Genomic DNA, 25,051 nt, shown 5'->3' with positions numbered 1-25,051 from the left:
GCGTAGACCGTACGCGGTGACCGGCGTCACGGCCGTGACGCACATCACTCCACTCGAACCTCTGTCGGATCCTCCGTCACACGGCTGTCAGGCGTCTGGCGATCTGTCAGTTCGCCGAGCGCAGGTCGCGCACCGACCGCCAGCGCTCCACCAGCCGCCCGTAGGCCGCGCCGGCCGCCACCCCGTCCCCGCGCCGCAGTGCCGCGATCCCCTCGGCCACGTCCGCCGCCGAGTGATCGTCCTCCAGCGCCCCCGCGGACAGCGCGTGCACCAGGCCGCCGTAGTCGAGCTCCACCAGAGAGCGCGGGTGGAACTCCTCCAGCCAGCGCCCCACGTCCACGACACCCTCGACCAGCGGCCCCTCGTCCATGGTGTCCTTCAGCGTGCGCAGCGCCCGGGCCACCCGGCGCCGGGCCTGCACCATCGGCGTGCGGTAGCGCAGCACCGGGGCCAGGTCGGCGGAACCCTTGTCGTACTCCCGCTCCTCGTCGGAGACCAGCACGAACCAGTTCAGCGGCACCTGCCAGGTCGCCGTGCGGATCCACGGCCGCGCGTCGGGGTTGCGCTCCCGCCAGCGCTCGTAGTCCTGGGCGGCCTGGTGGCGCACCACCTCGGGCAGGACGGCTTCCAGCACCGGCTTCGGCAGTTCCTCACCGAGGTCGGCCAGCGCCTGCCAGCCGCGCAGCCGGGTCCGCCACGGGCACACGCACACCACGCCGTCCACTTCCAGCACGAAGGCGTCGTCGCTCTCGTGCACCGGCACCGCGATCGGCGGGGTGGGCAGCAGGCCGGCCAGCGAGCGGCGCAGTTCGTCCTGGTAGGAGGGGCGCTCGGGGCGGCGGGCGTAGCGCGTCCAGTGACCGCGCTCCGGCTCCGGGAAGGCGGCCAGCGGCTCGTACACCCGCAGATACGCCGCATACGGGACGATCACCGAGGACACCGTGGGCACGCCTGCTCCCTCCCCCGCGGGCCGCTGCGGAAACCTGCCGGGCCCGCACCCGCACTCTGCGGGAAATCCATGCAAATCGTCGCACGGCCGCGCACGCGCGTACGTGGGCGTACTCCCTGAGAAGGTGATCTGGGGCACTGCGCGGTGCATGGCCGGTGGCAGGCTCTACCCTCATGCCACGGGGCCCCGCCACCCCCATGGAGCCCCGCGTCACTCGCCGCTATTTACTCAGGAGTCACCACCGTGACCGACGTAACCGGCGCACCTGTTGGTGTACTGCACACCCTGTTCCACTCGGACCAGGGCGGCCATGAGCAGGTCGTGCTCTGCCAGGACCGCGCGAGCGGCCTGAAGGCCGTCATCGCCCTCCACTCCACCGCGCTGGGCCCCGCGCTCGGCGGTACGCGCTTCTACCCGTACGCCACCGAGGAGGAGGCCGTCGCCGACGCCCTCAACCTCGCGCGTGGCATGTCGTACAAGAACGCCATGGCCGGGCTCGACCACGGCGGCGGCAAGGCCGTGATCATCGGCGACCCGGAGCGGGACAAGACCGAGGAGCTGCTGCTCGCCTACGGCCGCATGGTCGCCTCGCTCGGCGGCCGGTACGTCACCGCCTGCGACGTCGGCACCTACGTCGCCGACATGGACGTCGTGGCCCGCGAGTGCCGCTGGACCACCGGCCGCTCCCCGGAGAACGGCGGCGCCGGCGACTCCTCCGTGCTCACCGCCTTCGGTGTCTACCAGGGCATGCGCGCCTCCGCGCAGACCCTGTGGGGCGACCCCTCGCTGCGCGGCCGCAAGGTCGGCATCGCCGGTGTCGGCAAGGTCGGCCACCACCTGGTGGAGCACCTGCGGGCGGAGGGCGCCGAGGTCGTCATCACCGATGTGCGCGAGGACGCCGTGCGCCGCATCCTCGACCGGCACCCGGAGGGTGTCAGCGCCGTCGCCGACACCGAGGCGCTGATCCGGACCGAGGGCCTGGACATCTACGCCCCCTGCGCGCTCGGCGGGGCGCTCAACGACGACAGCGTGCCGGTGCTGACCGCGCGCGTCGTCTGCGGCGCCGCGAACAACCAGCTCGCCCACCCCGGGGTGGAGAAGGACCTCGCCGACCGCGGGATCCTCTACGCGCCGGACTACGTGGTGAACGCGGGCGGGGTCATCCAGGTCGCCGACGAGCTGCACGGCTTCGACTTCGACCGGTGCAAGGCGAAGGCCGCGAAGATCTTCGACACCACGCTGGCCATATTCGCACGTGCGAAGGAGGACGGCATTCCGCCGGCCGCGGCGGCCGACCGGATCGCCGAGCAGCGGATGGCCGAGGCCGCCGCCGCCAAGCGCGGACGCTGACGTTCCGTACCGCTCGGCGTACGACGGGCGCGCGGGTTCGTGCGGTACCTGCCGGTGGGCACTTCGAGAGAACTCTCACTTCCACCGGCGGGTCGTCCTCGGATAAGTGGTTAAAATCGCCATTGACCAGCGAGGACGGGGCGCCTCGGTGGTCCTGTGCACACGCGCGTGCTGCGGGCGACGTACCGTATGGGCGCGGGCTCAGGTACCGTGGAAGCCCTACGGACCGGCCTCTCTGCGGAGAGTCCGTGCCGGAACATGAACGCGTGTCAGACTCTGGGGCCGTCGAGCCCCGTCGTTGAGGGGGTCGAGCCATGGGGCGCGGCCGGGCCAAGGCCAAGCAGACGAAGGTCGCCCGCCAGCTGAAGTACAACAGCGGTGGGACTGACCTCACACGCCTGGCCGAGGAGCTGGGCGCATCGACATCGAATCCGTCGCCGCCGAACGGCGACCGTTTCGAGGACGATGAGCACGACGACGATGACCTGTACTCCCGCTACGCCGACCTCTATGACGAGGACGACGACGAGGAGGACGAGGACGACCAGTCCTCGCGGCACCGTCGCGGCGCGTAAGGCTGCGCGGCATGCGCCGTTTCACCCGGTTCGGGGCACAGCTCCGGACCGGGTTTCGTGCTGCCGTAACGCGGGCTGCCGCCCCTGACTGCCGCACCTGACGGGCCCCGCGCTCCGCGAGCGGCGGGGCCCCCAGGGTCCGGGTGTCAGGCGTAGTCGCCGACCAGCTCCGCGCCGGTGGTGTGCTCGCCCCGGTCGGTGATCTCGCCGGCGACCCATGCCTCCACGTCGCGGTCGGCCAGCGTGGCCAGGGCCACGTCCACCGACTCCTGCGGGACGATCGCCATCATGCCGACGCCCATGTTCAGCGTCTTCTCCAGCTCCAGCCGCTCCACCTTGCCGGTGCGGCCGACGAGGTCGAAGATCGGGTCGGGCGTCCAGGTGGAGCGGTCGACCACGGCGTGCAGCGTGTCCGGGATCACCCGGGCGAGGTTCGCGGCGAGGCCGCCGCCGGTGATGTGGCTGTAGGCGTGGACCTCGGCGGTCCGGATGAGCGCCAGGCAGTCCAGCGAGTAGATCTTGGTGGGCTCCAGCAGCTCCTCGCCGAGGGTGCGGCCGAGCTCCTCGATGCGGGCGTCCAGGGACAGACCGGCCTGGTTCAGCAGGACGTGCCGCACCAGCGAGTACCCGTTCGAGTGAAGCCCGGAGGACGCCATGGCGATGACCGCGTCACCCGTGCGGATGCGATCCGGGCCGAGCAGCCGGTCGGCCTCCACGACGCCCGTACCGGCGCCCGCGACGTCGAAGTCGTCCGGGCCCAGCAGACCCGGGTGTTCGGCCGTCTCGCCGCCCACCAGGGCGCAGCCGGCCAGCACGCAGCCCTCCGCGATGCCCTTGACGATCGCGGCGACCCGCTCGGGGTGGACCTTGCCGACGCAGATGTAGTCGGTCATGAACAGCGGCTCGGCGCCGCACACCACGATGTCGTCCATGACCATGGCGACCAGGTCGTGGCCGATGGTGTCGTAGACACCCAGCTGGCGGGCGATGTCGACCTTCGTGCCCACGCCGTCGGTGGCCGAGGCGAGCAGCGGCCGCTCGTAGCGCTTGAGGGCGGAGGCGTCGAAGAGGCCGGCGAAGCCGCCGAGGCCGCCGAGGACCTCGGGGCGCTGCGTCTTCTTCACCCACTCCTTCATCAGCTCGACGGCGCGGTCGCCCGCTTCGATGTCGACGCCGGCAGCCGCGTAGGAGGCACCAGTTGCTTCAGACATGGTGAGGAGAACTTTCGTGTCGTACGGCAGGTGATGCGGCGCCCTACGGGCGGCGGATGGCGTCGGCGGCGGCCGTGGCGGCGGGCCCGGCGGCCAGCTCGGTCTCCAGCAGCTGCTTGCCGAGCAGCTCCGGGTCGGGCAGCTCCATCGGGTACTCGCCGTCGAAGCAGGCGCGGCACAGGTTCGGCTTGGCGATGGTGGTCGCCTCGATCATGCCGTCGATGGAGATGTACGCCAGCGAGTCGGCGCCGAGCGAGGTGCCGATCTCGTCGATGGTCATACCGTTGGCGATCAGCTCCGCGCGCGTGGCGAAGTCGATGCCGAAGAAGCAGGGCCACTTCACGGGCGGCGAGGAGATCCGGATGTGGACCTCCGCGGCGCCGGCCTCGCGCAGCATGCGCACCAGGGCCCGCTGGGTGTTGCCGCGGACGATCGAGTCGTCGACGACGACCAGTCGCTTGCCCTTGATGACTTCCTTGAGCGGGTTCAGCTTCAGCCGGATGCCCAGCTGGCGGATGGTCTGCGAGGGCTGGATGAAGGTCCGGCCGACGTAGGCGTTCTTGACCAGGCCGGCGCCGAACGGGATGCCGGAGGCCTCCGCGTAGCCGATGGCTGCCGGGGTGCCGGATTCCGGCGTCGCTATCACCAGGTCGGCCTCGACCGGGGCCTCCTTGGCGAGGCGGCGGCCCATCTCGACCCGGGACAGGTACACGTTCCGGCCGGCGATGTCGGTGTCCGGGCGGGCCAGGTACACGTACTCGAAGACACAGCCCTTGGGCTTTGCTTCCGCGAATCGCGAGGTGCGCAGGCCGTTCTCGTCGATGGCGACGAACTCGCCGGGCTCGATCTCGCGCACATAGCTGGCGCCGCAGATGTCCAGGGCGGCGGACTCGGAGGCGACCACCCAGCCGCGCTCCAGGCGGCCCAGGACCAGCGGGCGGATGCCCTGCGGGTCACGGCCGGCGTAGAGGGTGTGCTCGTCCATGAAGACGAGGCTGAAGGCGCCCCGCACCTTCGGGAGGACGACGTGCGCCGCCTCCTCGATGGTCAGCGGCTTGCCGTCCTCGTCGACCTGGGCGGCCAGCAGGGCCGTCAGCAGGTCGGTGTCGTTGGTGGCCGCGACCCGGGTGGAGCGGCTGTTGTTGTCGCTCGGCAGGTCGGCGACCATCTCCGCGAGCTGCGCGGTGTTGACCAGGTTGCCGTTGTGGCCGAGGGCGATCGAGCCGTGCGCGGTCGCACGGAACGTCGGCTGGGCGTTCTCCCACACGGAGGCGCCGGTGGTCGAGTAGCGGGCGTGTCCGACCGCGATGTGACCCTGGAGCGAACCGAGCGAGGTCTCGTCGAAGACCTGGGAGACCAGGCCCATGTCCTTGAAGACGAGGATCTGGGAGCCGTTGCTGACCGCGATTCCCGCGGATTCCTGACCCCGGTGCTGGAGGGCGTAGAGCCCGAAGTACGTGAGCTTTGCGACCTCTTCACCGGGAGCCCAGACGCCGAAGACGCCGCAAGCGTCCTGGGGGCCTTTTTCGCCGGGAAGCAGATCGTGATTGAGTCGACCGTCACCACGTGGCACGCCTCCGAGTGTAGGCGAGATCGACCACTGGTCCGAATTGGGGATGAGCGGACCCTACGGATCACTTTCGTGCGACGGCTTGGATGATCGTTCCGTTTGCGCAGGTCAGCGTGAGGGTGTGGTGCTCGACGCGGTACGTCAGGGCGCTGTTGAAGACGTCGAGCAGGGTCCGCTCGGTGCGCATGAGTGAGGCGTCGCACATCATTCGGGTCGTGGTCGGGGACCCCAGGGTGATACGCCCGTCGCGCACGGTGGCCGTGGCGCTGAAGTGGTTGCAGCCGAGCCGGCCGCCGGCCTTGCCGGTCGTCGCGTCGATGCCGAGGTGCGCGGTGCCGTCGGGGTGATCGGTGCCGGTGTGCGTGGCGATGCGGACGATGCGCCAGTCGGTGCCGGTGACCGGCGGTTCCGGACCGGCCGTGCCGCTGCCGGTCCGCGCCGCGTGTTCGCCGCCGCAGGCGGCCGTCAGCGCGACGAGCGCGGCGGCGGCCAGGAGAACCATGCGCGGTTTGTGCCTGTTCATACCGGTGTGACGAGGCGCCGGTGCGACCGGTTCCGTCACGCCAGCAACGGCAGCAGCCCGCTCAGGTCGGCCCGCTCCCCGCTCGCGCTGACCTTGGCCGCCTCGACGGCGTCCTTCCACTCCAGCCGCCCGGTCGCGAGCCGGATCCAGGTGAGCGGGTCGGTCTCGACCACGTTGGGCGGGGTGCCACGGGTGTGCCGGGGACCCTCGACGCACTGCACGACCGCGTACGGCGGGATCCGCACCTCGGTGGCGCCGCCGGGCGCCTTCGCGGCGAGGGCGTCGGCGAGCAGCCGGGTGCACGCGGCGAACGCCTGCTTGTCGAAGGGCACGTCGAGACCCGGTACGGCGGCGTTCAGGTCGTCGGTGTGCACGATCAGCTCGACGGTACGGGTGACGAGGTAGTCGTCGAGGGTCAGCGGGCCGGCGCTGGTGTCCAGCAGCCGGGTGCCGGGGTGGGCGGCGAGGTCCGCGGTGAACCGCTCCTCGGTGGCGGCGAGATAGGCGTCGAGGTCCGGGTGCTCCTCGGCGAGCCGCCGGGCGTACCCGGCGATGTCCGGGGCCTCGGCGGCGATGGCGAACGGCCAGTCCAGCAGCGCTGCCTGCGGGCCGGCGGGCGCGGGCCGGCCGAGCAGCCGGGTGGCCGCGCGCAGCGTCATCCCGAGGTGGGCCACCAGGTCCCGCACGGTCCACTCGCCGAGCCGGGTGGGCGCCTGGAGTTGCTCGGGGGTGAGGGTGCGCACCGCCTGTCGTACGTGCCCGAACTGGGCGTGGACGGCGGTACGGATCTTCGCCGGGTCGTAGGTCCGGGTGCGCTTCTTCGCCGTGGGCATGACGGCGAGCCTATGCGGTGACCGGGCATCCGATCAGGCCGTTTGACGTCATTCATGCGCGTCTCTGACATGGGGCCAGGACCCACGCGAAGGCCCCGCCCGTTCGGAAACGGGCGGGGCCTTCGTCGTCGTACGGCCGGCGTTACTTGAGCAGCGCCGGGATCGTCTCCTCGTGGGCCGTGCGCAGGTCCTCCAGCGACAGTTCGAACTCGCCCTGGAGCTCGATGGTGTCGCCGTCCACGACGCCGACACGGGCGGCCGGGAGGCCCCGGGCACCGCACATGTCGTTGAAGCGGACCTCCTCCGAGCGCGGCACCGCGACGATCGCGCGGCCCGCCGACTCGGAGAACAGGAAGGTGAACGCGTCCAGACCGTCCGGGACGATCAGGCGGGCGCCCTTGCCCCCGAGCAGCGCCGACTCGACCACGGCCTGGATCAGGCCGCCGTCGGACAGGTCGTGCGCGGAGTCGATCATGCCGTCGCGGGAGGCGGAGATCAGGATCTCGGCGAGCAGGCGCTCGCGCTCCAGGTCCACCTTCGGGGGCAGGCCGCCCAGGTGGTCGTGGATCACCTGCGACCAGGCCGAACCGCCGAACTCCTCACGCGTGTCGCCGAGCAGGTAGAGGAGCTGGCCCTCTTCCTGGAAGGCGACCGGCGTGCGGCGGGCCACGTCGTCGATCACGCCGAGGACCGCCACGACCGGGGTCGGGTGGATGGCGGCCTCGCCGGTCTGGTTGTACAGCGAGACGTTGCCGCCGGTCACCGGCGTGCCGAGCTGCTGACAGCCGTCCGCCAGACCGCGCACGGCTTCCGCGAACTGCCACATGACCGCCGGGTCCTCGGGCGAGCCGAAGTTCAGGCAGTCGGAGACGGCGAGGGGCTTGGCGCCCGTCGTCGCCACGTTGCGGTAGGCCTCGGCGAGGGCCAGCTGCGCGCCCGTGTACGGGTCGAGCTTGGCGTACCGGCCGTTGCCGTCCGTGGCGATGGCCACGCCGAGGCCGGTCTCCTCGTCGATGCGGATCATGCCGGAGTCCTCGGGCTGGGCGAGGACGGTGTTGCCCTGCACGAAGTGGTCGTACTGGGACGTGATCCACTTCTTGGAGGCCTGGTTCGGCGAGGCGACCAGCTTCAGGACCTGGTCCTTGAGCTCCTGGGAAGTCGCCGGGCGCGGCAGCTTGTTGGCGTCGTCGGCCTGCAGGGCGTCCTGCCAGGACGGGCGGGCGTAGGGACGCTCGTAGACCGGGCCGTCGTGCGCGACCGTGCGCGGGTCGACGTCGACGATCTTCTCGCCGTGCCAGAAGATCTCCAGACGGTCGCCGTCGGTCACCTCACCGATGACCGTGGCGATGACGTCCCACTTGTCGCAGATCTCGAGGAAGCGGTCGACCTTCTCCGGCTCGACGACCGCGCACATGCGTTCCTGCGACTCGCTCATGAGGATTTCCTCGGGCGAGAGCGTCGAGTCACGCAGGGGTACGTCGTCGAGGGTGACGCGCATGCCGCCGGAGCCGTTGGACGCCAGCTCGCTGGTGGCGCAGGAGATGCCTGCCGCACCCAGGTCCTGGATGCCGACGACCAGCTTCTCCTTGAAGGCCTCCAGGGTGCACTCGATGAGCAGCTTCTCCTGGAAGGGGTCGCCCACCTGGACGGCCGGACGCTTCGAGGGCTTCGCGTCGTCGAAGGTCTCGGAGGCGAGGATGGACGCGCCGCCGATGCCGTCACCACCCGTGCGGGCGCCGTACATGATGACCTTGTTGCCCGCGCCGGACGCCTTCGCGAGGTGGATGTCCTCGTGCCGCATCACGCCGATGGCACCGGCGTTGACCAGCGGGTTGCCCTGGTAGCAGGCGTCGAAGACGACCTCGCCGCCGATGTTGGGCAGGCCGAGGCAGTTGCCGTAGCCGCCGATGCCGGCGACCACGCCGGGCAGGACGCGCTTGGTGTCGGGGTGGTCGGCCGCGCCGAAGCGCAGCGGGTCCACGACCGCGACCGGGCGGGCGCCCATCGCGATGATGTCGCGGACAATGCCGCCGACGCCGGTCGCGGCGCCCTGGTAGGGCTCCACGTACGACGGGTGGTTGTGCGACTCGACCTTGAAGGTGACTGCGTAGCCCTGGCCGACGTCGACCACACCGGCGTTCTCGCCGATGCCGACCAGCAGGGCGTCGCTCTCGGGGGCCTTCTCGCCGAACTGGCGGAGGTGGACCTTGGAGGACTTGTACGAGCAGTGCTCGGACCACATGACCGAGTACATGGCGAGCTCGGCGCCGGTGGGCCGGCGGCCGAGGATCTCGACCACGCGCTCGTACTCGTCCTTCTTCAGGCCGAGTTCGGCCCAGGGCAGCTCGACGTCGGGGGTCGCGGCCGCGTGCTCGACCGTGTCCAGAGGCGTCCGGCTCATGCGTTGACCAGCTTCTTGAGGATCGAGGTGAAGAACGGGAGACCGTCGGTGCGACCGGTGCCGATCAGCGGCTCGACGGCGTGCTCCGGGTGCGGCATCAGGCCGACGACGTTGCCGGCCTCGTTGGTGATGCCGGCGATGTCCCGCAGGGAGCCGTTGGGATTGAAGTCGACGTACCTGAAGGCGACGCGGCCCTCGGCCTCGAGCTTGTCCAGGGTGTAGTCGTCGGCGACGTACCGGCCGTCCATGTTCTTCAGCGGGATGTGGATCTCCTGACCGGCGGTGTAGTCGCTGGTCCAGGAGGTCTCCGCGTTCTCCACCCGCAGCTTCTGGTCGCGGCAGATGAAGTGGAGGTGGTCGTTGCCGAGCATCGCGCCCGGGAGGAGGTGGGCCTCGGTGAGGATCTGGAAGCCGTTGCAGATGCCGAGGACCGGCATGCCGGCCTTCGCCTGCTCGATGACGGTCTCCATGACCGGCGAGAAGCGGGCGATGGCGCCGGCGCGCAGATAGTCGCCGTAGGAGAAACCACCGCACAGCACCACGGCGTCGACCTGGTGGAGGTCCTTGTCCTTGTGCCACAGGGCGACGGGTTCGGCGCCCGCGAGGCGGATCGCGCGCTGCGTGTCCCGGTCGTCGAGAGATCCCGGGAAAGTGACGACGCCGATACGAGCGGTCACTTGGCCGCCTCCGCGACTTCCTCGACCTTGACGGTGAAGTCCTCGATCACGGTGTTGGCGAGGAAGGACTCCGCAAGATCGTGAATGCGGGCGAGGGCGGCCTCGTCGACCGGGCCCTCAACTTCCAGTTCGAATCGCTTTCCCTGACGGACGTCCGAGATCCCTTCGAATCCCAGGCGCGGCAGCGCACGCTGGACCGCCTGGCCCTGGGGGTCGAGGATCTCCGGCTTGAGCATGACGTCGACTACGACGCGTGCCACTGGCACTCCCGGTGTGTGGTGCTGAGCAGGTTCCTTCAGACTACCCGCACAAAATTTCTACGCGGGTAGAGTTGTAGGAATCTACGTGATCGCCATCACGATGCGGTAGCGGCCGGGTACCGTCGCGAAAAATTCTGGGAAAGATCCCGGATCGACTCGCGGCACCTATTGCGCCGGGACACGCGGGGCGATTTAGTCGGGCTTCACTTTCCAATGGCACGCCCTGTACAAATGAAATACCGATAACCGATACTCGGCACGTCATCGCAGATGAGCTGTATCAAGGTGCCGCAGAAGGGACCGATATTCGTGGCGCAGAAGGTCGTGGTCACGCTCTTTGACGACATGGACGGCTCGGAAGCGGCGGAAACGGTCGCCTTCGGACTCGACGGCAAGTCGTACGAGATCGACCTGAACGAAACCAACGCCAAGAAACTGCGCAAGGCGCTCGCGCCCTACGTGGAGGCCGGCCGCAAGCGCTCGCGGTCCGGCAAGGCGTACCAGCAGACCGAGGTCGCCCCCGACCCGGCGGCCGTGCGGGCCTGGGCCCAGGCCAACAAGATGGACGTCCCGGCGCGCGGCCGGATCCCGAAGAAGGTCTACGAGGCGTTCGCGGCGGCCCGCTGAAGCGGCCCCCGGCGCGGGACGTGAGCGCGGGGCGGCGGGTGCGGGGCCGATGGGCGACGTGGGGCCGCAGCGGCCCGGCGCCGACCGGCGGCCGGTGCTCGGCCGCCCGGCCTCGCGCCCGGTCCGGCTGGTTCCCCAGCCGTCCCGCGCCGCCTCCGGCGGGGCAGGGTCCCCGGCTCGCCGGGGCCGCACCGGGGACGGCGGGCCGCCAGGAGGCGTCCGGCGCCCTGCGTCCCACCGTGCCCGACGCCCGGTCAGCCGGCCCTGCGGGAAGCCGACTTGCGCTGCACCCCTCCCGGTCGGCTAAAGTCTGAGCACGCCGCGGGGCGAAAGCCGAAAGGCCCAGCTCATACCGGTTGTGCGGGTGTAGTTCAGTAGTAGAACATCCCCCTTCCAGGGGGAAGGCGCAGTGTGCGATTCCTGTCACCCGCTCTGCATGGCCGTCATGACCACACTTGTGGATCAGGTAGGCTGGTGCACGCACCGATCGGTGGGAGCCGGTCGGCCGCAATGCGGACGTAGCTCAGTTGGTAGAGCGCAACCTTGCCAAGGTTGAGGTCGCGAGTTCGAGCCTCGTCGTCCGCTCGGGAATGAGACCCCGGTCCTCTTCGGACCGGGGTCTTCTTCGTGTTTTCCGCCCTTTCTGACATTTGTCATGAGCAGTGATGACAGCGCGCACTGCCGGATGCTCCGGTGCGCCGGGACGCTGAAGTCATGGACACGAAAGAACACGTGATCGAGGTCACCGACCTCCGGCGTGTGTACGGGGGCGGCTTCCAGGCGGTGTGCGGCATCACGTTTCATGTGAAACGCGGGGAGATCTTCGCGCTGCTCGGCACCAACGGCGCCGGCAAGACGTCCACCGTCGAGCTGCTGGAGGGACTCGCGCCGCCTACCGGCGGTCAGGTGCGCGTCCTCGGCCACGACCCGTACACCGAACGCGCCGCCGTACGGCCGCGCACCGGCGTGATGCTGCAGGAGGGCGGCTTCCCGTCCGACCTGACCGTCGCCGAGACGGCTCGGATGTGGGCGGGATGCGTGAGCGGGGCCCGGCCCGTGGACGAGGCGCTGACCCTGGTGGGGCTGACCGGCCGGGCCGCGGTGCGGGTGAAGCAGCTCTCCGGCGGCGAACGGCGACGGCTCGATCTGGCGCTCGCCCTGCTCGGCCATCCCGAGGTCCTGTTCCTGGACGAGCCGACGACCGGTTTGGACGCCGAGGGCCGCCGGGACACCTGGGACCTCGTACGGGCCCTGCGCGACACCGGCACGACGGTCCTGCTGACCACGCACTACCTGGAGGAGGCCGAGGATCTCGCCGACCGGCTGGCGATCCTGCACGAAGGGCGCATCGCGGCCGCCGGTACCCCGGCCGAGGTGACCGCGGCACAACCGTCGCGGATCACCTTCGAACTGCCCGAGGGATACGTCCTCGGCGATCTTCCGGCACTGCCCGGTCTCGGGGTGTGCGGGCACGAGGTGGACGGCCGGGTCGTCCGGCTGCGCACCCGCGAGCTGCAGCGCACGGCCACCGAACTGCTCGTGTGGGCCGAGCGGGAGCGGGTGGAGCTGCGCCGGCTGGATGTGCGGTCGGCCTCGCTGGAAGAGGCGTTCCTGGGGATCGCACGCGACGCGGCCGGAACGAGGACCGAGGAGTACGCGGCATGAGCAGCACGACGACCACCTCCCCCACGGCCCGGATGACGGCACTGGCACGGGCCGAGCTGACGCTGCTCGGGCGGAGCAAGGGCGTCATCGTCACCGCCCTGTTCGTTCCGCTGGTGATGCCGGCCACCGTCCGGTCGACGGTCAAGGACATGGACCTCGCGAGCGCCGGGCTGGACGTCGGACTCGCCGTGCTGCCCGCCGCGATCGGCTTCTCACTGCTGTTCGCCGTCTACGCCGGCCTCGTCGGTGTCCTCGCCTCCCGGCGCGAGGAGCTGGTGCTCAAGCGACTGCGCACCGGCGAGCTGCGGGACGCGGAGATCCTCGCCGGGGCCTCGCTGCCGGCCGTGCTGACCGGACTGGTGCAGTCGGTGGTGCTGGTGGCGGGCTGCACGGCCGTACTGCATGTGCACGCCCCCAAGGCACCGCATCTGGCCGTCCTGGGGCTGCTGGCGGGACTGGTGCTGTGCGCGGCGCTCGCCGCACTCACCGCGAGCTTCTCGCGGTCGGTGGAGAGCGCCCAGGTCACGTCGCTGCCGCTGATCCTGGTGTCCATGGTCGGATCCGGGATGATGGTCCCGCTGGACCTGTTCCCCGACCGGGTGGCCTCGGTGTGCGAACTCCTGCCGCTGAGCCCGGCGATGACGCTGATCCGCGGCGGCTGGACCGGCGCCCTCTCGGCGCACGAGGCGCTGGGGGCGGTGGCGACCGCACTGGCCTGGATCGTCGTCGCGGTGTTTGCTGTACGCCGGTGGTTCAGGTGGGAACCGCGGCGCTGAGCCCGCCGGGCAGGGGACAGGGAGCCGGGCGAGGACCGAGAGCCGCGGCACACGGCACACCGGACGACGGACAGGGGGAAGCGGTGCTGGCCCGGATACGGGGGTGGCAGCGACGCCACTGGCGGGAGCGGAGCAAGGCGGAACGGGTCGAGCTGCAGTCCCTGGTGAGCTGGTACGTCAGCATCTGGGCGTTCACCGGGACCTGGATGCTGCTGCCATTGGCCGGAGACCTGCGCCACGACGCCGTGTCGTTGCTCCTGGGCGGCCTCCTGGGGCTGGTCGGCGCGGCGCAATGCGTGTGGGGCAACGTCCTCACCCGCCCCGCACTCGACCACTACCTGGGGCGGCGTGCCATGCCGGGGCAGCGGCTGGTCGGCCCGGCCCTGCTGCTCGCGGTGGGCGTGGTGCTCATCGAGGTGCTTCGCGGCACCGGCTCCGTCTCGTCGTTCATCGGCCGGCTGCTGCTCGGCGCCGTCCTGATGGCGTTCGGCGTCGTGTACGCCCTCTGGATGCCTCCGCGGAGGTTCCTGCTGCACGGCGCCGCGCTCGGGGCGGTCTGCCTGATCGCGTGCGTCCTGACGGGAGGTACCGGCGTCGATGTGCTGCTGGACGGCTGCCTGGTCGCCTTCAGCCTCCTGTTCTCCCTGGCCGCCTGCCGCTGCGGCGCCTGGACCCTGTCCGTGCTGTGGGAGGCCGAGCGGTCCCGGGACATCGAGGCGCGGCTCGCCGTCGCCGAGGAACGGCTGCGGTTCGGGCGGGACCTGCACGACGTGATGGGGCGCAACCTCGCGGTGATCGCGCTGAAGAGCGAGCTGGCGGTGCAGCTGGCGCGGCGGGGCCGGCCGGAGGCCGTGGAGCAGATGATCGAGGTCCAGCGGATCGCGCAGGAGTCGCAGCGCGAGGTGCGGGAGGTCGTGCGCGGCTACCGGGAGGCCGATCTGGGCGTGGAACTGGCCGGGGCGCAGGGTGTGTTGGCTGCCGCCGGGATCGCGTGCGAGGTGTCGGGCGAGGTGCGCGGGCTGCCGGCCGGGGTGCAGTCGGCGCTCGCCTGGGTGGTGCGCGAGGCGACGACGAACGTGCTGCGGCACGGGGACGCCGGGTGGTGCTCGGTGACCGTGGAGGTGTCGGAGGGGCGTGTGGTGCTGACGGTGGAGAACGACGGCGCGGGCGCCGTGCAGGGCGGGGCGGGCGGGTCGGGGCTCGCCGGGCTGCGGGAGCGGCTCGCGGAGGTCGGCGGGACGCTGGCGGCGGGACCGGCCGAGGGCGGGACGTTCCGGGTGGTGGCCGAGGTGCCGCTGACGTCCGTGCGGGCGTCGGCGTCCTCGGCGCCGGCCGCGGCCGAGGGGGTCGTGGCGTGAGCGTGCGGGTGCTGCTCGCGGACGACGAACACCTCATCCGGGGTGCGCTGGCCGCGCTGCTCGCGCTGGAGGACGACCTGGTGGTGGTCGCGGAGGCGGCGAGCGGGCCGGAGGCGCTGGCGATGGCGCGGGCCCACGAGCCCGATGTGGCGGTGCTGGACCTGCAGATGCCGGGGGCCGACGGTGTGAAGGTCGCCACATCCCTGCGGGCCGAACTGCCGGGGTGCCGGGTACTGATCGTCACCAGTCACGGCCGGCCCGGACACCTGAAGCGGGCCCTCGCGGCCGGAGTGCGCGGCTTCGTGCCGAAGACGGTCAGCGCGCAGCGGCTCGCCGAGATCATCCGTACCGTGCACGCCGGAAACCGCTATGTGGACCCGGAGTTGGCGGCCGACGCGATCTCCTCCGGGGACTCGCCGCTGACCGCCCGGGAGGCCGAGGTGCTCGAACTCGCCGCCGACGGGGCGCCCGTCACGGAGATCGCCGAGCGGGCCGCGCTGTCGCCCGGAACCGTGCGGAACTACCTCTCCTCCGCCGTGACGAAACTGGGGGCGGAGAACCGGCATGCGGCAGTGCGTCTCGCACGCGAGCGAGGTTGGGTATAGTTGCTCTCGCGCCACGGCGCACTGCGGACGTAGCTCAGTTGGTAGAGCGCAACCTTGCCAAGGTTGAGGTCGCGAGTTCGAGCCTCGTCGTCCGCTCCATGGAAGAAGCCCCCGGTTCCCGCCGGGGGTTTCTTGCGTTCCCCCGGCGTGCGCCGTCCGTGCCACGGAGGGGCGCCCCCGGCTCGCACCGGGGGCGGGGCGCCTCAGCTCCAGGGCACGCCGGTCAGGCGCTCGTACGCCTCGACGTACTTGGCGCGGGTGGCCTCGACCACCTGCTCGGGCAGCTCCGGCGGCGGCTGCTCGCTGGTACGGTCCCAGCCGGACTCGGCCGAGGTGAGCCAGTCGCGCACGAACTGCTTGTCGTACGACGGCTGGGTGCGGCCCGGCTGCCACTGGTCGGCCGGCCAGAAGCGGGAGGAGTCCGGGGTGAGCACCTCGTCGGCGATGACCAGTTGCTCGCCCTCGAAGCCGAACTCGAACTTGGTGTCGGCGAGGATGATCCCGCGCTCGCGGGCGATGTCGCGGGCCCGGGCGTACACGGCCAGGGTGGCCTGGCGCAGCTGGGCGGCGGTGTCGGCGCCGACCTGGCGGGCGACCTCCTCGTAGGAGACGTTCTCGTCGTGCTCGCCGACCTCGGCCTTGGTGGCCGGGGTGAAGATCGGGGCGGGCAGCTCCGAGCCGTCGACCAGGCCCTCGGGCAGGGCGAGGCCGCACACCGTGCGGGACGCGTTGTACTCGAGGAGGCCCGAGCCGGTGAGGTAGCCGCGGGCCACGCACTCCACCGGGACCATCTTCAGCGACTTGCACACCAGGGTGCGGCCGCGCCAGTCGGCGGGGGCGCCCTCGGGCAGCTCGGTGCTGAGCACATGGTTGGGGACCAGGTCGACGAGCTGGTCGAACCACCACAGGGAGAGCTGGGTGAGGATGCGGCCCTTGTCGGGGATCTCCGTGGGCAGCACCCAGTCGTAGGCGGACATGCGGTCACTGGCGACCATCACGAGGTCGCCCGCCTCGTTCTGGTACAGCTCGCGCACCTTTCCGGTGTGCAGATGCACCAGGCCCGGCACCTGAAGGGGCTCGGGCTTTTCTACGAATCCGGACACGGTTCCTCCCCGTGGGTCTGTCCAATGGCTCGATTGTCCCGTATGAGGGAGGTGCCCGGGACGCCGGGTGGGCGGGAGGTGCCCGCGGCGCACCGTCCGGCCGCTCAGTCCCGTTTGCAGATGCGGTCGAGGAGGTTCGCCGTGGCGCGCTGGATGCGCGGGTCCACATGGCCGGGGCGGTCCAGGGCCGGGGACCAGGCGAAGGTGCCGGCGGCGAACACCCAGGCGCCGGAGGGGGCCCGGTACAGGGACGTCTCCTGGTGGCGCAGGGCGCCGTCGCCGTCGGTGTACGGGGAGTGGGCCAGCAGGACGCGCTCCTCGTGCTCGGGCAGCGCGGTGCGCGGGAAGTAGCGGTCGGCCTCACCGGCGACCAGGCCGTCCAGCGCGTCGCCCTCGTGCGCTCCCGACGCCTCCCACAGCCAGTGGCCGGCGTTGCGGACGATCAGCGGGTGCGGTTCCGGTACCCGGCCGGCGTACTGGATGCCGACCAGCTGCTGCTCCGGGCGGTCGATCTCCCGCCACAGCACGGGTTTGCCCGGGCCCTTGCGCTTGCGGCAGGTCAGCAGGCGGTCGGGGACACCGGACGGGGAGGGGCCGAGCTCGACCTGCCAGTACATGGTGTTGGCGGACAGGAACACCAGGGACGTGCCGTGGTCGCGGGCCTGCTCGACGGCCCGGCGCATCGGGGCGGACCAGTACTCGTCGTGCCCGGGGAAGACCAGGCCCCGGTAGCGCGCCGGGTCGATGCGGCCGGCGTGCAGGTCGCGGGCGTCGGCGTAGGCGAGGTCGTAGCCGTAGCGCTCGGCCCAGCGGATGAAGTCGTAGGCGTGCCCGACGTGCAGGGGCAGGCCGGCGCCGGCGTAGGGGCGGTCGAAGGAGACGGTCGTGGCCGCGTCCGCCTCGCCGAGCAGCCGGCCCTCCTCGTCCCACGCGTGGTACAGGCTGGCGCCGGTGTGCCCGTCCTCCGGATAGAGGTTGTACGCCTGCCACGTGACGTCCGGGAGGAGCAGCAGCAGGTCGGCGGGCCGGTCGTCGCGCACGGTGAACGGGATGTGGGAGCGGTAGCGGCCGTCGCCGGTGGTGAGGACCGCGACATACGCGCCGACGCTCCAGAAGGACGGGATCTGCATCCGCCAGGACAGCCACCAGTGGTGGCAGGAGACCGTGCGGTCCGCGGCCAGCGGGGGCGGCTGCACGATGCCGGACAGCCGGGGGCTGGTGGTGATCTTGGCGGCGCCGTCACCGCCGTAGTGGCCGATGCGGTAGATGTCGACGAAGAACTCCTGGGGCGGGTCGACCGTGACGTGGAAGTCGATCGCCTCGCCGGGGGCGACGGCGCCGGTGGAGACGAAGCCCTTGATCTGGCGGTGCACGTCGTCGGCGGAGCGCAGGTCGTGCCGTTCGGCGCGGGGGGCCGGGACACGGGCGGCGCCCTTGCGCGTGCTCTGCGGCGGGACCGGGTCGACGTACCAGGGAACGACGTGGCCGGTGTCGTCGAAGTACGTCTCGCTGCCGCGCAGCCAGGGGACGGGGCCCTGGCCGAAGGGGTCCGTCACGGCGTGCGCCAGCGCTCCCGACTCCCAGCGGCGGATCTGCTCCGACCCCATGGTCGCTCCCCTCCCTCACGCCCCCGTACGCGCCTGACGTCGTGTTCGTTCACCTGTCTTATGTCGCACGCGCTTGCCATGTGCGTGACCGGTCCCAGCACATCACATTACGCACGCATGCTGTCACTATTCGTTGCGAATTGGCCGAAAGTGGAATCAAGCGCTCCGGCCGGGGGTGGCGGCTGGGTGCCCCGGCCCGGGCGGTCAGACGAGCCGCAGGGGCTTCTCGGGGCGTATGCCGGTCGCGGTGAGCCACTCGCGCAGGGGGGAGGCGTCGCCGTCCTCTATCAGGCTCAGCACTCTCGGCGTGAGGTCGGTGGCGCGTTCTCCGTTGATCAGAAGCGTGGGGCCGTCCAGCCAGTCCAGACCCGGGGCGGCGCCGGCGGTGTCGATGGCCGCGCAGCACACCGTCGCCGTGACGTGGTCGGTGAGGATCTCGCGCGGGGTGCGCGGGGGCTGGAGCGGGAACAGGGGGAGCGCCGCGTCGGCCCACAGGGCGGCCGGGGCGTGCTCGGCGGAGCCCGCGGGGGTGCCGGGGACGGCGGTCTCCTCGTCGGCCAGCTCCGCACTCAGGCTCGCGGCGAGCGCCGCGCTGCGGGGGTGCGCCAGGTCGTCACCGTCGGGAGCGATCCGGGCGTCCTGCTCTGCCGGATCGAAGGCATGGGTTGGGTCGTCCGGATGGGCCGGGTCGTCCGGATGGGCGGGATGGGCCTGGTCGGCCGGATGGGCGGGATGGGTCGGGTCGGCCAGGTCGATCGGCGCGGCCGAGTCGTCCGGGTCGCCCGGCTCGGCCGGGTCGCCCGGCTCGGCCGGGTCGCCCGGCTCGGCCGGGTCGCCCGGCTCGGCCGGGTCGCCCGGCTCGGCACGGTGGGTGTACGGGGGTCGGGCGTCGTCGGCCGGGGCCGGTGGCGTCGACGGGTCGGGGGACAGCGGTGCGGCGCCGTGGGCGGTCAGCGGGGCGGACAGGTGCTCCAGGACGCGGGCGAGCGTGGGGCCCGCCGGGTCGGGGGTGGCGGCGTCACTGGGGCGGCGCACACCCAGGGTGTCCAGGACCCGGTGCAGCCGGGCCGCGTCGGTGCGCCACTTGCGGTCGACGACCTCCTCCGGATACGCCTGCCAGTCGACCGGCGACCAGTCGGGGCCGGACGCGGCGGGGCCGCCGTGGAAGAGACGGGCGGCCAGCAGCGAGGCGGCCTCGTCCACCAGGCCCGGCTCCTCCAGCAGATCGCAGGCGGGACGCTCGCCGAGCCGGGAGGTGAAACCCTCCGCGAGCCGGTCGCGCCGGGACAGCTCGGTCAGCGCGGCCACCACACCGGCGTCCAGCCGGGCCGGCCAGCGGCCCATCCGCCAGGCGGGCAGCGCGACCCGGGTGAGCAGACGGTCCCAGCCCGCGTAGGCGAGGCCGACCTGTTCCTGGGCGACGATGCGGAGGCCGTAGTCCACGGTCTGGGCCCGCTCGGAGGCCGCCGCGGCGACCCCGCGCTCCATCTCCGCCGCGTGCCCGCGGCAGCTGCGCAGCAGCAGCCGGGACACCCAGCCGACGACCGCGCACGCCGCCTTCAGGAACCGGCAGCGGCCCGGCGAGGCGGCGACGGCGACGGCCGCGTCCAGTCCCCGTACGAAGCGCCGGGCGGCGGCTATGTCCGGGTGCGCCGCGGGCCCCGTACCGGCGACGACCGGGGCGAGCAGGGCGCGCAGCTCGCCGACCCGCATCCACCACAGGAACGGCGACCCCACGACCAGGACGGTGGCGGGAGCGCGCCGGTGGGGTTTCTCCGCTCCGGCGAGGTCGTCGCGGTCCGCCGGGCCCGCGACGGGTGCGGGCGGGCCGTGGGGCGGGTGGGTGCGCTCCTCCAGCCAGCTGTCGCAGTCCGGGGTGAGCGCTATGGCCGACGGGGCCGGGACGTCGAGGCGGTCGGCGAGGTCGCGCACCAGCCGGTACAGGTCCGGCGCGGCCTCCTCGGCGATCGGGACGGTCGGGCTGACGGCGGGGTGGGCGCGCGCGACCACCAGGGCGACACCGGCGGCGGCGAGCAGGACGAGCAGCGCCGGCACCGAGACCACCCAGCGGGCGACGTCCCAGCCGGGCCCGACGAGGTGCCCGGTGGCACCGCCGGCCAGGAGGATCACCGCCGCGGCCGCGGGCAGCAGGGCCACCGCGGTCGCCCGGCTGCGGATCCGCAGCACGGCCAGGGCCCGGGCCCGCGCGGCCTGCGCTCCCGCCTCCACACCCATACCGGTCACGACCGGACCTCACCCCCTGCCTCTCGTCGCGGCTTCCTGGACTTGCTCACTCCCCCACTGTGGCACCCGCCACTGACATCGCAATGCCGGTGGGCCAAGTGCCGGAACCATTGCGCCGCACCCTAGTTGGGGGTCCGCTCCACGTCAGCAGATAAGCCCATCGGTCACTCGATGGAATGGCTTTGGTCAGAGCTGGGTGACGGACAGCAAAGATCAGGCCCCGGGTTCCATGAGGAAACCCGGGGCCTGAACATGCCTGGTGAGAGGGGCCTACGCCCCCGCCGCCGCCTTCGCCGCGATGTCCGTGCGGTGCTGGGAGCCGTCGAGGCCGATCCGGCCGACGGCGGCGTACGCCCGCTCGCGGGCCTCGGTCAGGTCCTTGCCGGTCGCCGTGACCGACAGCACCCGGCCACCGGCGCTGACCACGTCCTCCCCGTCCCGCCTGGTCCCGGCGTGCAGGACGTAGGCGTGCGGTGCGTCCTGCGCGGCCACCTCGTCGAGGCCGGTGATCGGGTCACCGGTGCGCGGGATGCCGGGGTAGTTGTGGGAGGCGACGACCACGGTCACCGCGGCGTCGTCGCTCCAGCGCAGCGGCTCCAGGTCGGCGAGGTTGCCGGTGGCGGCGGCCATGAGGATCCCGGCCAGCGGGGTCCGCAGCCGGGCCAGGACCACCTGCGTCTCGGGGTCTCCGAACCGGGCGTTGAACTCGATGACCCGCACCCCGCGGCCGGTGATGGCCAGCCCGGCGTAGAGCAGCCCGGAGAACGGGGTGCCACGGCGGCGCATCTCGTCGACGGTGGGCTGCAGGACCGTCTGCAGCACCTCGTCCACGAGCTTGGGGTCGGCCCAGGGCAGCGGGGAGTAGGCGCCCATGCCGCCGGTGTTCGGGCCCTCGTCGCCGTCCAGCGCGCGCTTGAAGTCCTGGGCGGGCTGGAGCGGGACCACGGTCTCGCCGTCGGTGATGGCGAAGAGGGAGACCTCGGGGCCGTCGAGGTACTCCTCGATGACCACCCGCTCGCAGGCCGCCGCGTGCTGCACGGCGGTCTGGAGGTCGTCGGTGACGACCACGCCCTTGCCGGCGGCGAGCCCGTCGTCCTTGACGACGTAGGGGGCGCCGAAGGCGTCGAGCGCCTCGGCGACCTCGTCCGGGGTCGTGCAGACGTAGGACCGCGCGGTGGGCACGCCGGCCCCCGCCATCACGTCCTTGGCGAAGGCCTTGGAGCCCTCGAGCTGCGCGGCCTCCTTGGACGGGCCGAAGACCGGGATGCCGGCCGCGCGCACGGCGTCGGCGACGCCCGCGACGAGCGGGGCCTCCGGGCCGACGACCACCAGGTCGGCGCCCAGCTCACCGGCCAGCGCGCTGACGGCGGCGCCGTCCAGGGCGTCCACCGGGTGCAGCTCGGCGACCTCGGCGATGCCGGCGTTGCCGGGAGCGCAGTACAGCGCGGTCACGGCGGGGTCGAGGGACAGGGAGCGGCACAGGGCGTGTTCGCGGGCGCCGCTGCCGATGACGAGGACCTTCACGGGGTCAGCTTAACGGCAGGCGGCGCGGTGACCTTGTGCGGGTTTCCGAGGGACCACGGCCCGGCACTTCGTGGTTTTCTCCGAGCGAGCGGCCCTGAGCTGCCCCGATCCGGACGCTCGGGGCCGCCGCTCGGAGGGTCACTCGTTGGTGAACTCCTCCACGACCGTCGCTCCCAGCTCCTTGACGATCAGTTCGTAGCCGGACAGCGCCGACTCGTTCAGGTCCGGGTCGTCGTCCTCGGGGATGTCGTCCTCGATGGACACGGGCGGCGGCTCCGGCGCCGGGGACTGCCGGACCGGCGCGGGGGCCGGTACCGACGCCGACGCGTGCGGGGACGGGCCCGGTCCGGACGCCGGGGCGGCGGACTGCGCGGGCGCCGGGCGCTGTACGGCCGTGGCGCCGCCGCCACCGCCGTAGCCGCCACCGCCGTAACCGGAGGAACCGCCGCCGAAGCCGGACGGGCCGCCGGACTGCGGCGGGGCCGAGCCGCCCGAGGGGTCGACGACCGCCTCGATCTTCCAGTGGACGTTGAACTGCTCGGCCAGCGCCTGCTTCAGCACGTCCTCGCTACCGCTGCCGGCGAAGTTGTCCCGGGCGCCGGCGTTGACGAAGCCGAGCTGGAGCGTGGTGCCGTCGAAGCCGGTCACCTGGGCGTTCTGGCTGAGCAGGATCCAGGTGAAGCGGCGGCGGTTCTTCACGGCCTCCAGGATGTTCGGCCACAGCACCCGCGGGTCCAGTCCACCGGCGGCGGGCGCCGGGGAGGCGGCGGGAGGCGCGGCCGAGGCCGAGGGAGCGGCGGGTGCGGGGGGCGAGGCGGGCGTGGTGCGACCGGGGCCGCCGCCCGCAGGGCCCGGGCCGCCGGCCGGACCTTGGCCGCCGGGACCCGCACCGCCGGGGCCGGGGGCCGCCGCGGGGCGGGCGCCGCCGCCCGCCGGGGTGGCGGTGGGCCAGCCGCCGGGCCGTCGGCCGCCACCGGCCGGCGCCGCGGTGGGCCAGGCACCGGGAGCGGGTGCGGCAGAAGGTGCGGCCGCCTCGGGAGCGGTCGGCGCTGTGGGAGCGGCGGGCGAGTGCTGGACGGCGGGATCGGGGTCGGCCGGCGCGGGTGCGGAGCCGTGTGCGGAGGGGACGCCAGCGGCCTCGGGCTGGTGGGCACCCGGCTGCCCGGGCGCACCGGCAGCCCCGTCCGGAGCGGGAGCCTGAGCGCCGACGGGAGCGGGGGTGCCGGCGGGAGCGGGAGCTCCGGGCGAGGCGGGAGCGGGGACGCCCGCGCCGGGGCCACCGGGCCCGCCACCCGCCCCGGGCGCCACGGGCGCGGCGCCTGCCGCGGGCGCACCCGCGGCCGCGCCGCCGGACGCGCGCACCGCCGCGCGGGCCGCTGCCGGGCCGCCGCCGGGCGGGACGGGCTGGACGGACTGGGCGGGTGGCACGGGTGCGCCGGCGCCCGCCGGGCCGCCGGGGTACCCGCCCCCGTGGGCCTCGGGCCCGGGGACGTATCCCATGGCCGGCATACCGGCGCCCGTGGAGAAGTTCACGCCGCGCTCGATGCGGTCGAGGCGGGCCATGACGGAGCGCTCGTCGCCGTAGGCGGCCGGGAGCAGGACGCGGGCGCAGATCAGCTCGAGCTGGAGGCGCGGCGAGGTGGCGCCGCGCATCTCGGTGAGCCCCTCGTTGACCAGGTCGGCGGCGCGGCTGAGCTCGGCGGCGCCGAAGGAGCGCGCCTGGGCCTGCATGCGCTCGATGACGTCGGCCGGGGCGTCGATGAGCCCCTTCTCCGCGGCGTCCGGCACGGCGGCGAGGATGACGAGGTCGCGCAGCCGCTCCAGCAGGTCGGCGACGAACCGGCGCGGGTCGTTGCCGCCCTCGATGACCCGGTCCACGACCTCGAAGGCCGCGGAGCCGTCACCGGAGGCGAAGGACTCGACGACGGAGTCGAGGAGCGAGCCCTCGGTGTAGCCGAGCAGGGAGGTGGCCATGGCATACGTCACACCGTCCGCCCCGGCGCCGGCGAGGAGCTGGTCCATGACGGACATGGAGTCACGCACGGAGCCGCCGCCGGCCCGCACGACGAGCGGCAGGACGCCGTCCTCGACCGGGATGTCCTCCTTGCCGCACACCTCGCCGAGGTATTCGCGCAGCGTGCCCGGGGGGACCAGCCGGAACGGGTAGTGGTGGGTCCGCGACCGGATGGTGCCGATGACCTTCTCGGGCTCGGTGGTCGCGAAGATGAACTTCAGATGCTCCGGAGGCTCCTCGACGACCTTCAGCAGCGCGTTGAAGCCCGCCGACGTGACCATGTGGGCCTCGTCGATGATGTAGATCTTGTACCGGCTGCGGGCGGGGCCGAAGAACGCCTTCTCGCGCAGGTCACGGGCGTCGTCCACACCGCCGTGGGAAGCGGCGTCGATCTCGATGACGTCGATGGACCCGGGGCCGTTGCGCGCGAGGTCCTGGCAGGACTGGCACTCCCCGCACGGGGTCGGGGTGGGACCTTGCTCACAGTTGAGGCAGCGGGCCAGGATCCGGGCGCTGGTGGTCTTGCCGCAGCCGCGGGGACCGCTGAACAGGTACGCGTGATTGACCCGGTTGTTCCGCAGCGCCTGCTGCAGCGGGTCGGTCACATGCTCCTGCCCGATGACCTCCGCAAAGGTCTCCGGGCGATAGCGGCGGTACAGCGCGAGAGACGACACGCTTACGAGGTTATAGGCGCCCGGTGACAACGGGCCCCGCCCACGGAACCGGCGGGCGTCCCGCACCGGGAACCGGAGGCGAGCCGCACCCGGGCCGTGAGGCGTCGCGCACCTGAGCCGTGAGGCGTCGCGCACCTGAACCGGAACGCGTCCCAGGAGATGTCCCGCTGCTCTGCCGGCCCGGCGAACGCAAGCGCCCCCCACGCACCCGCCAGAGCCAACCTACCCTTGCTGCCTTCCGGCCCTGGGGGAGTTCAGTCAGATAGCGCCGCGTGAGGGGCTGCGCACAGCGTACCCGATCCGGGCCAGGGGGAACGAGTTCGCGAGCACTCTCCCGGGTCATGTAATGTTTGCTGCGGAGGATTCGCCTAGAGGCCTAGGGCGCACGCTTGGAAAGCGTGTTGGGGGCAACCCCTCACGAGTTCGAATCTCGTATCCTCCGCCAGTGCCTCACCGGGCACGATGTCGAAGGGCCCCACCGTTCGCGGTCGGGGCCCTTCGACGT

The 25,051-nt window shown here is 72.4% G+C and carries 20 protein-coding genes, 4 tRNA genes and 1 other RNA gene; 11 read left to right on the top strand and 14 right to left on the bottom strand.

Annotated elements, in window-relative coordinates:
* Positions 1 to 106 precede the first annotated feature (106 nt).
* Positions 107 to 949, bottom strand: coding sequence for a hypothetical protein (locus AB0E88_RS28505; RefSeq protein ID WP_361636274.1), 843 nt, complete (start codon positions 947 to 949; stop codon positions 107 to 109).
* A 243-nt stretch (positions 950 to 1,192) separates the two neighbouring features.
* Between AB0E88_RS28505 and AB0E88_RS28500 the strand changes: the two genes are divergently transcribed.
* Positions 1,193 to 2,299 carry a Glu/Leu/Phe/Val dehydrogenase dimerization domain-containing protein gene (locus AB0E88_RS28500; protein ID WP_361636271.1) on the top strand — a complete coding sequence of 369 codons (1,107 nt, stop codon included), beginning with the start codon at positions 1,193 to 1,195 and terminating at the stop codon, positions 2,297 to 2,299.
* Between the two features lie 314 nt (positions 2,300 to 2,613).
* Complete coding sequence (locus AB0E88_RS28495; protein ID WP_361636269.1) at positions 2,614 to 2,874, top strand: DUF3073 domain-containing protein; 261 nt, start codon at positions 2,614 to 2,616, stop codon at positions 2,872 to 2,874.
* Between the two features lie 146 nt (positions 2,875 to 3,020).
* Here the strand turns inward: AB0E88_RS28495 and purM are convergent, their stop codons facing one another.
* The 7 genes from purM to purS form a co-directional block, all read right to left on the bottom strand.
* Complete coding sequence (purM, locus tag AB0E88_RS28490) at positions 3,021 to 4,085, bottom strand: phosphoribosylformylglycinamidine cyclo-ligase (RefSeq protein ID WP_361636266.1); 1,065 nt, start codon at positions 4,083 to 4,085, stop codon at positions 3,021 to 3,023.
* Between the two features lie 43 nt (positions 4,086 to 4,128).
* Complete coding sequence (purF, locus tag AB0E88_RS28485; RefSeq protein WP_361636263.1) at positions 4,129 to 5,658, bottom strand: amidophosphoribosyltransferase; 1,530 nt, start codon at positions 5,656 to 5,658, stop codon at positions 4,129 to 4,131.
* A 61-nt stretch (positions 5,659 to 5,719) separates the two neighbouring features.
* A complete protein-coding gene (locus AB0E88_RS28480; protein WP_361636260.1) occupies positions 5,720 to 6,157 on the bottom strand; it encodes an META domain-containing protein in 438 nt (145 codons plus the stop codon).
* Positions 6,158 to 6,213: 56 nt separating this feature from the next.
* Positions 6,214 to 7,011 carry a sterol carrier family protein gene (locus AB0E88_RS28475; RefSeq protein ID WP_361636257.1) on the bottom strand — a complete coding sequence of 266 codons (798 nt, stop codon included), beginning with the start codon at positions 7,009 to 7,011 and terminating at the stop codon, positions 6,214 to 6,216.
* Between the two features lie 142 nt (positions 7,012 to 7,153).
* Positions 7,154 to 9,412 (bottom strand): phosphoribosylformylglycinamidine synthase subunit PurL, encoded by a 2,259-nt coding sequence (gene purL, locus AB0E88_RS28470; RefSeq protein WP_361636255.1) that lies wholly within the window; start codon positions 9,410 to 9,412, stop codon positions 7,154 to 7,156.
* Positions 9,409 to 10,089 carry a phosphoribosylformylglycinamidine synthase subunit PurQ gene (purQ, locus tag AB0E88_RS28465; protein WP_361636252.1) on the bottom strand — a complete coding sequence of 227 codons (681 nt, stop codon included), beginning with the start codon at positions 10,087 to 10,089 and terminating at the stop codon, positions 9,409 to 9,411. The genes purL and purQ overlap by 4 nt, the downstream gene beginning before the upstream one ends.
* A complete protein-coding gene (gene purS, locus AB0E88_RS28460) occupies positions 10,086 to 10,349 on the bottom strand; it encodes a phosphoribosylformylglycinamidine synthase subunit PurS (protein WP_103783996.1) in 264 nt (87 codons plus the stop codon). The genes purQ and purS overlap by 4 nt, the downstream gene beginning before the upstream one ends.
* Before the next feature lie 309 nt (positions 10,350 to 10,658).
* Here purS and AB0E88_RS28455 point away from each other — a divergent pair, with 309 nt between their 5' ends.
* The 8 genes from AB0E88_RS28455 to AB0E88_RS28420 all read left to right on the top strand — a co-directional run bounded on the left by AB0E88_RS28455 (position 10,659) and on the right by AB0E88_RS28420 (position 15,479).
* Positions 10,659 to 10,976, top strand: coding sequence for an Lsr2 family protein (locus AB0E88_RS28455; protein ID WP_361636330.1), 318 nt, complete (start codon positions 10,659 to 10,661; stop codon positions 10,974 to 10,976).
* Positions 10,977 to 11,336: 360 nt separating this feature from the next.
* Positions 11,337 to 11,408, top strand: a tRNA-Gly gene (locus AB0E88_RS28450).
* Positions 11,409 to 11,488: 80 nt separating this feature from the next.
* Positions 11,489 to 11,561, top strand: a tRNA-Gly gene (locus tag AB0E88_RS28445).
* Positions 11,562 to 11,690: 129 nt separating this feature from the next.
* Complete coding sequence (locus tag AB0E88_RS28440) at positions 11,691 to 12,641, top strand: ABC transporter ATP-binding protein (RefSeq protein ID WP_361636249.1); 951 nt, start codon at positions 11,691 to 11,693, stop codon at positions 12,639 to 12,641.
* Entirely contained in the window at positions 12,638 to 13,417 is a 780-nt protein-coding gene (locus AB0E88_RS28435; protein WP_361636246.1) for an ABC transporter permease, read from the top strand. Before AB0E88_RS28440 ends, AB0E88_RS28435 begins: the two co-directional genes overlap by 4 nt.
* Before the next feature lie 83 nt (positions 13,418 to 13,500).
* Positions 13,501 to 14,775 carry a histidine kinase gene (locus AB0E88_RS28430; RefSeq protein ID WP_361636244.1) on the top strand — a complete coding sequence of 425 codons (1,275 nt, stop codon included), beginning with the start codon at positions 13,501 to 13,503 and terminating at the stop codon, positions 14,773 to 14,775.
* Between the two features lie 2 nt (positions 14,776 to 14,777).
* Positions 14,778 to 15,380, top strand: a complete 603-nt coding sequence (locus AB0E88_RS28425; RefSeq protein ID WP_361636328.1) for a response regulator transcription factor — start codon at positions 14,778 to 14,780, stop codon at positions 15,378 to 15,380.
* Positions 15,381 to 15,403: 23 nt separating this feature from the next.
* Positions 15,404 to 15,479 (top strand) — tRNA-Gly (locus AB0E88_RS28420).
* A 104-nt stretch (positions 15,480 to 15,583) separates the two neighbouring features.
* Here AB0E88_RS28420 and AB0E88_RS28415 read toward each other — a convergent pair.
* From AB0E88_RS28415 to ffs, 6 genes are all read right to left on the bottom strand, one after another.
* Positions 15,584 to 16,483 carry a phosphoribosylaminoimidazolesuccinocarboxamide synthase gene (locus AB0E88_RS28415; protein WP_361636241.1) on the bottom strand — a complete coding sequence of 300 codons (900 nt, stop codon included), beginning with the start codon at positions 16,481 to 16,483 and terminating at the stop codon, positions 15,584 to 15,586.
* A 104-nt stretch (positions 16,484 to 16,587) separates the two neighbouring features.
* Positions 16,588 to 18,090, bottom strand: coding sequence for a N,N-dimethylformamidase beta subunit family domain-containing protein (locus tag AB0E88_RS28410; protein ID WP_361636238.1), 1,503 nt, complete (start codon positions 18,088 to 18,090; stop codon positions 16,588 to 16,590).
* Between the two features lie 204 nt (positions 18,091 to 18,294).
* Positions 18,295 to 20,334: a hypothetical protein gene (locus AB0E88_RS28405; RefSeq protein ID WP_361636236.1), complete on the bottom strand. Its 2,040-nt coding sequence runs from the start codon at positions 20,332 to 20,334 to the stop codon at positions 18,295 to 18,297.
* 270 nt (positions 20,335 to 20,604) lie between these two features.
* Positions 20,605 to 21,858 (bottom strand): phosphoribosylamine--glycine ligase, encoded by a 1,254-nt coding sequence (purD, locus tag AB0E88_RS28400; protein ID WP_361636233.1) that lies wholly within the window; start codon positions 21,856 to 21,858, stop codon positions 20,605 to 20,607.
* Between the two features lie 138 nt (positions 21,859 to 21,996).
* Positions 21,997 to 24,546: a DNA polymerase III subunit gamma and tau gene (locus AB0E88_RS28395; RefSeq protein ID WP_361636230.1), complete on the bottom strand. Its 2,550-nt coding sequence runs from the start codon at positions 24,544 to 24,546 to the stop codon at positions 21,997 to 21,999.
* Positions 24,547 to 24,732: 186 nt separating this feature from the next.
* Positions 24,733 to 24,831, bottom strand: an RNA gene (ffs, locus tag AB0E88_RS28390) — signal recognition particle sRNA small type.
* 72 nt (positions 24,832 to 24,903) lie between these two features.
* Between ffs and AB0E88_RS28385 the strand changes: the two genes are divergently transcribed.
* Positions 24,904 to 24,991 (top strand) — tRNA-Ser (locus tag AB0E88_RS28385).
* Positions 24,992 to 25,051: the final 60 nt, after the last annotated feature.

This window comes from Streptomyces sp. NPDC028635 (genome assembly GCF_040637635.1).
Taxonomy (GTDB): domain Bacteria; phylum Actinomycetota; class Actinomycetes; order Streptomycetales; family Streptomycetaceae; genus Streptomyces.
Note: the sequence above shows the minus strand (reverse complement) of the source record. Positions and strands in the feature narration are given on the sequence as shown.

Bases quoted from the DNA above. Each gene is read 5' to 3' on its own strand.
- AB0E88_RS28495 (WP_361636269.1), top strand. From the start codon at position 2,614: ATGGGGCGCGGCCGGGCCAAGGCCAAGCAGACGAAGGTCGCCCGCCAG.
- purM (WP_361636266.1), bottom strand. From the start codon at position 4,085: ATGTCTGAAGCAACTGGTGCCTCCTACGCGGCTGCCGGCGTCGACATC.
- AB0E88_RS28480 (WP_361636260.1), bottom strand. From the start codon at position 6,157: ATGGTTCTCCTGGCCGCCGCCGCGCTCGTCGCGCTGACGGCCGCCTGC.
- AB0E88_RS28475 (WP_361636257.1), bottom strand. From the start codon at position 7,011: ATGCCCACGGCGAAGAAGCGCACCCGGACCTACGACCCGGCGAAGATC.
- purL (WP_361636255.1), bottom strand. From the start codon at position 9,412: ATGAGCCGGACGCCTCTGGACACGGTCGAGCACGCGGCCGCGACCCCC.
- AB0E88_RS28440 (WP_361636249.1), top strand. From the start codon at position 11,691: ATGGACACGAAAGAACACGTGATCGAGGTCACCGACCTCCGGCGTGTG.
- AB0E88_RS28435 (WP_361636246.1), top strand. From the start codon at position 12,638: ATGAGCAGCACGACGACCACCTCCCCCACGGCCCGGATGACGGCACTG.
- AB0E88_RS28410 (WP_361636238.1), bottom strand. From the start codon at position 18,090: ATGGGGTCGGAGCAGATCCGCCGCTGGGAGTCGGGAGCGCTGGCGCAC.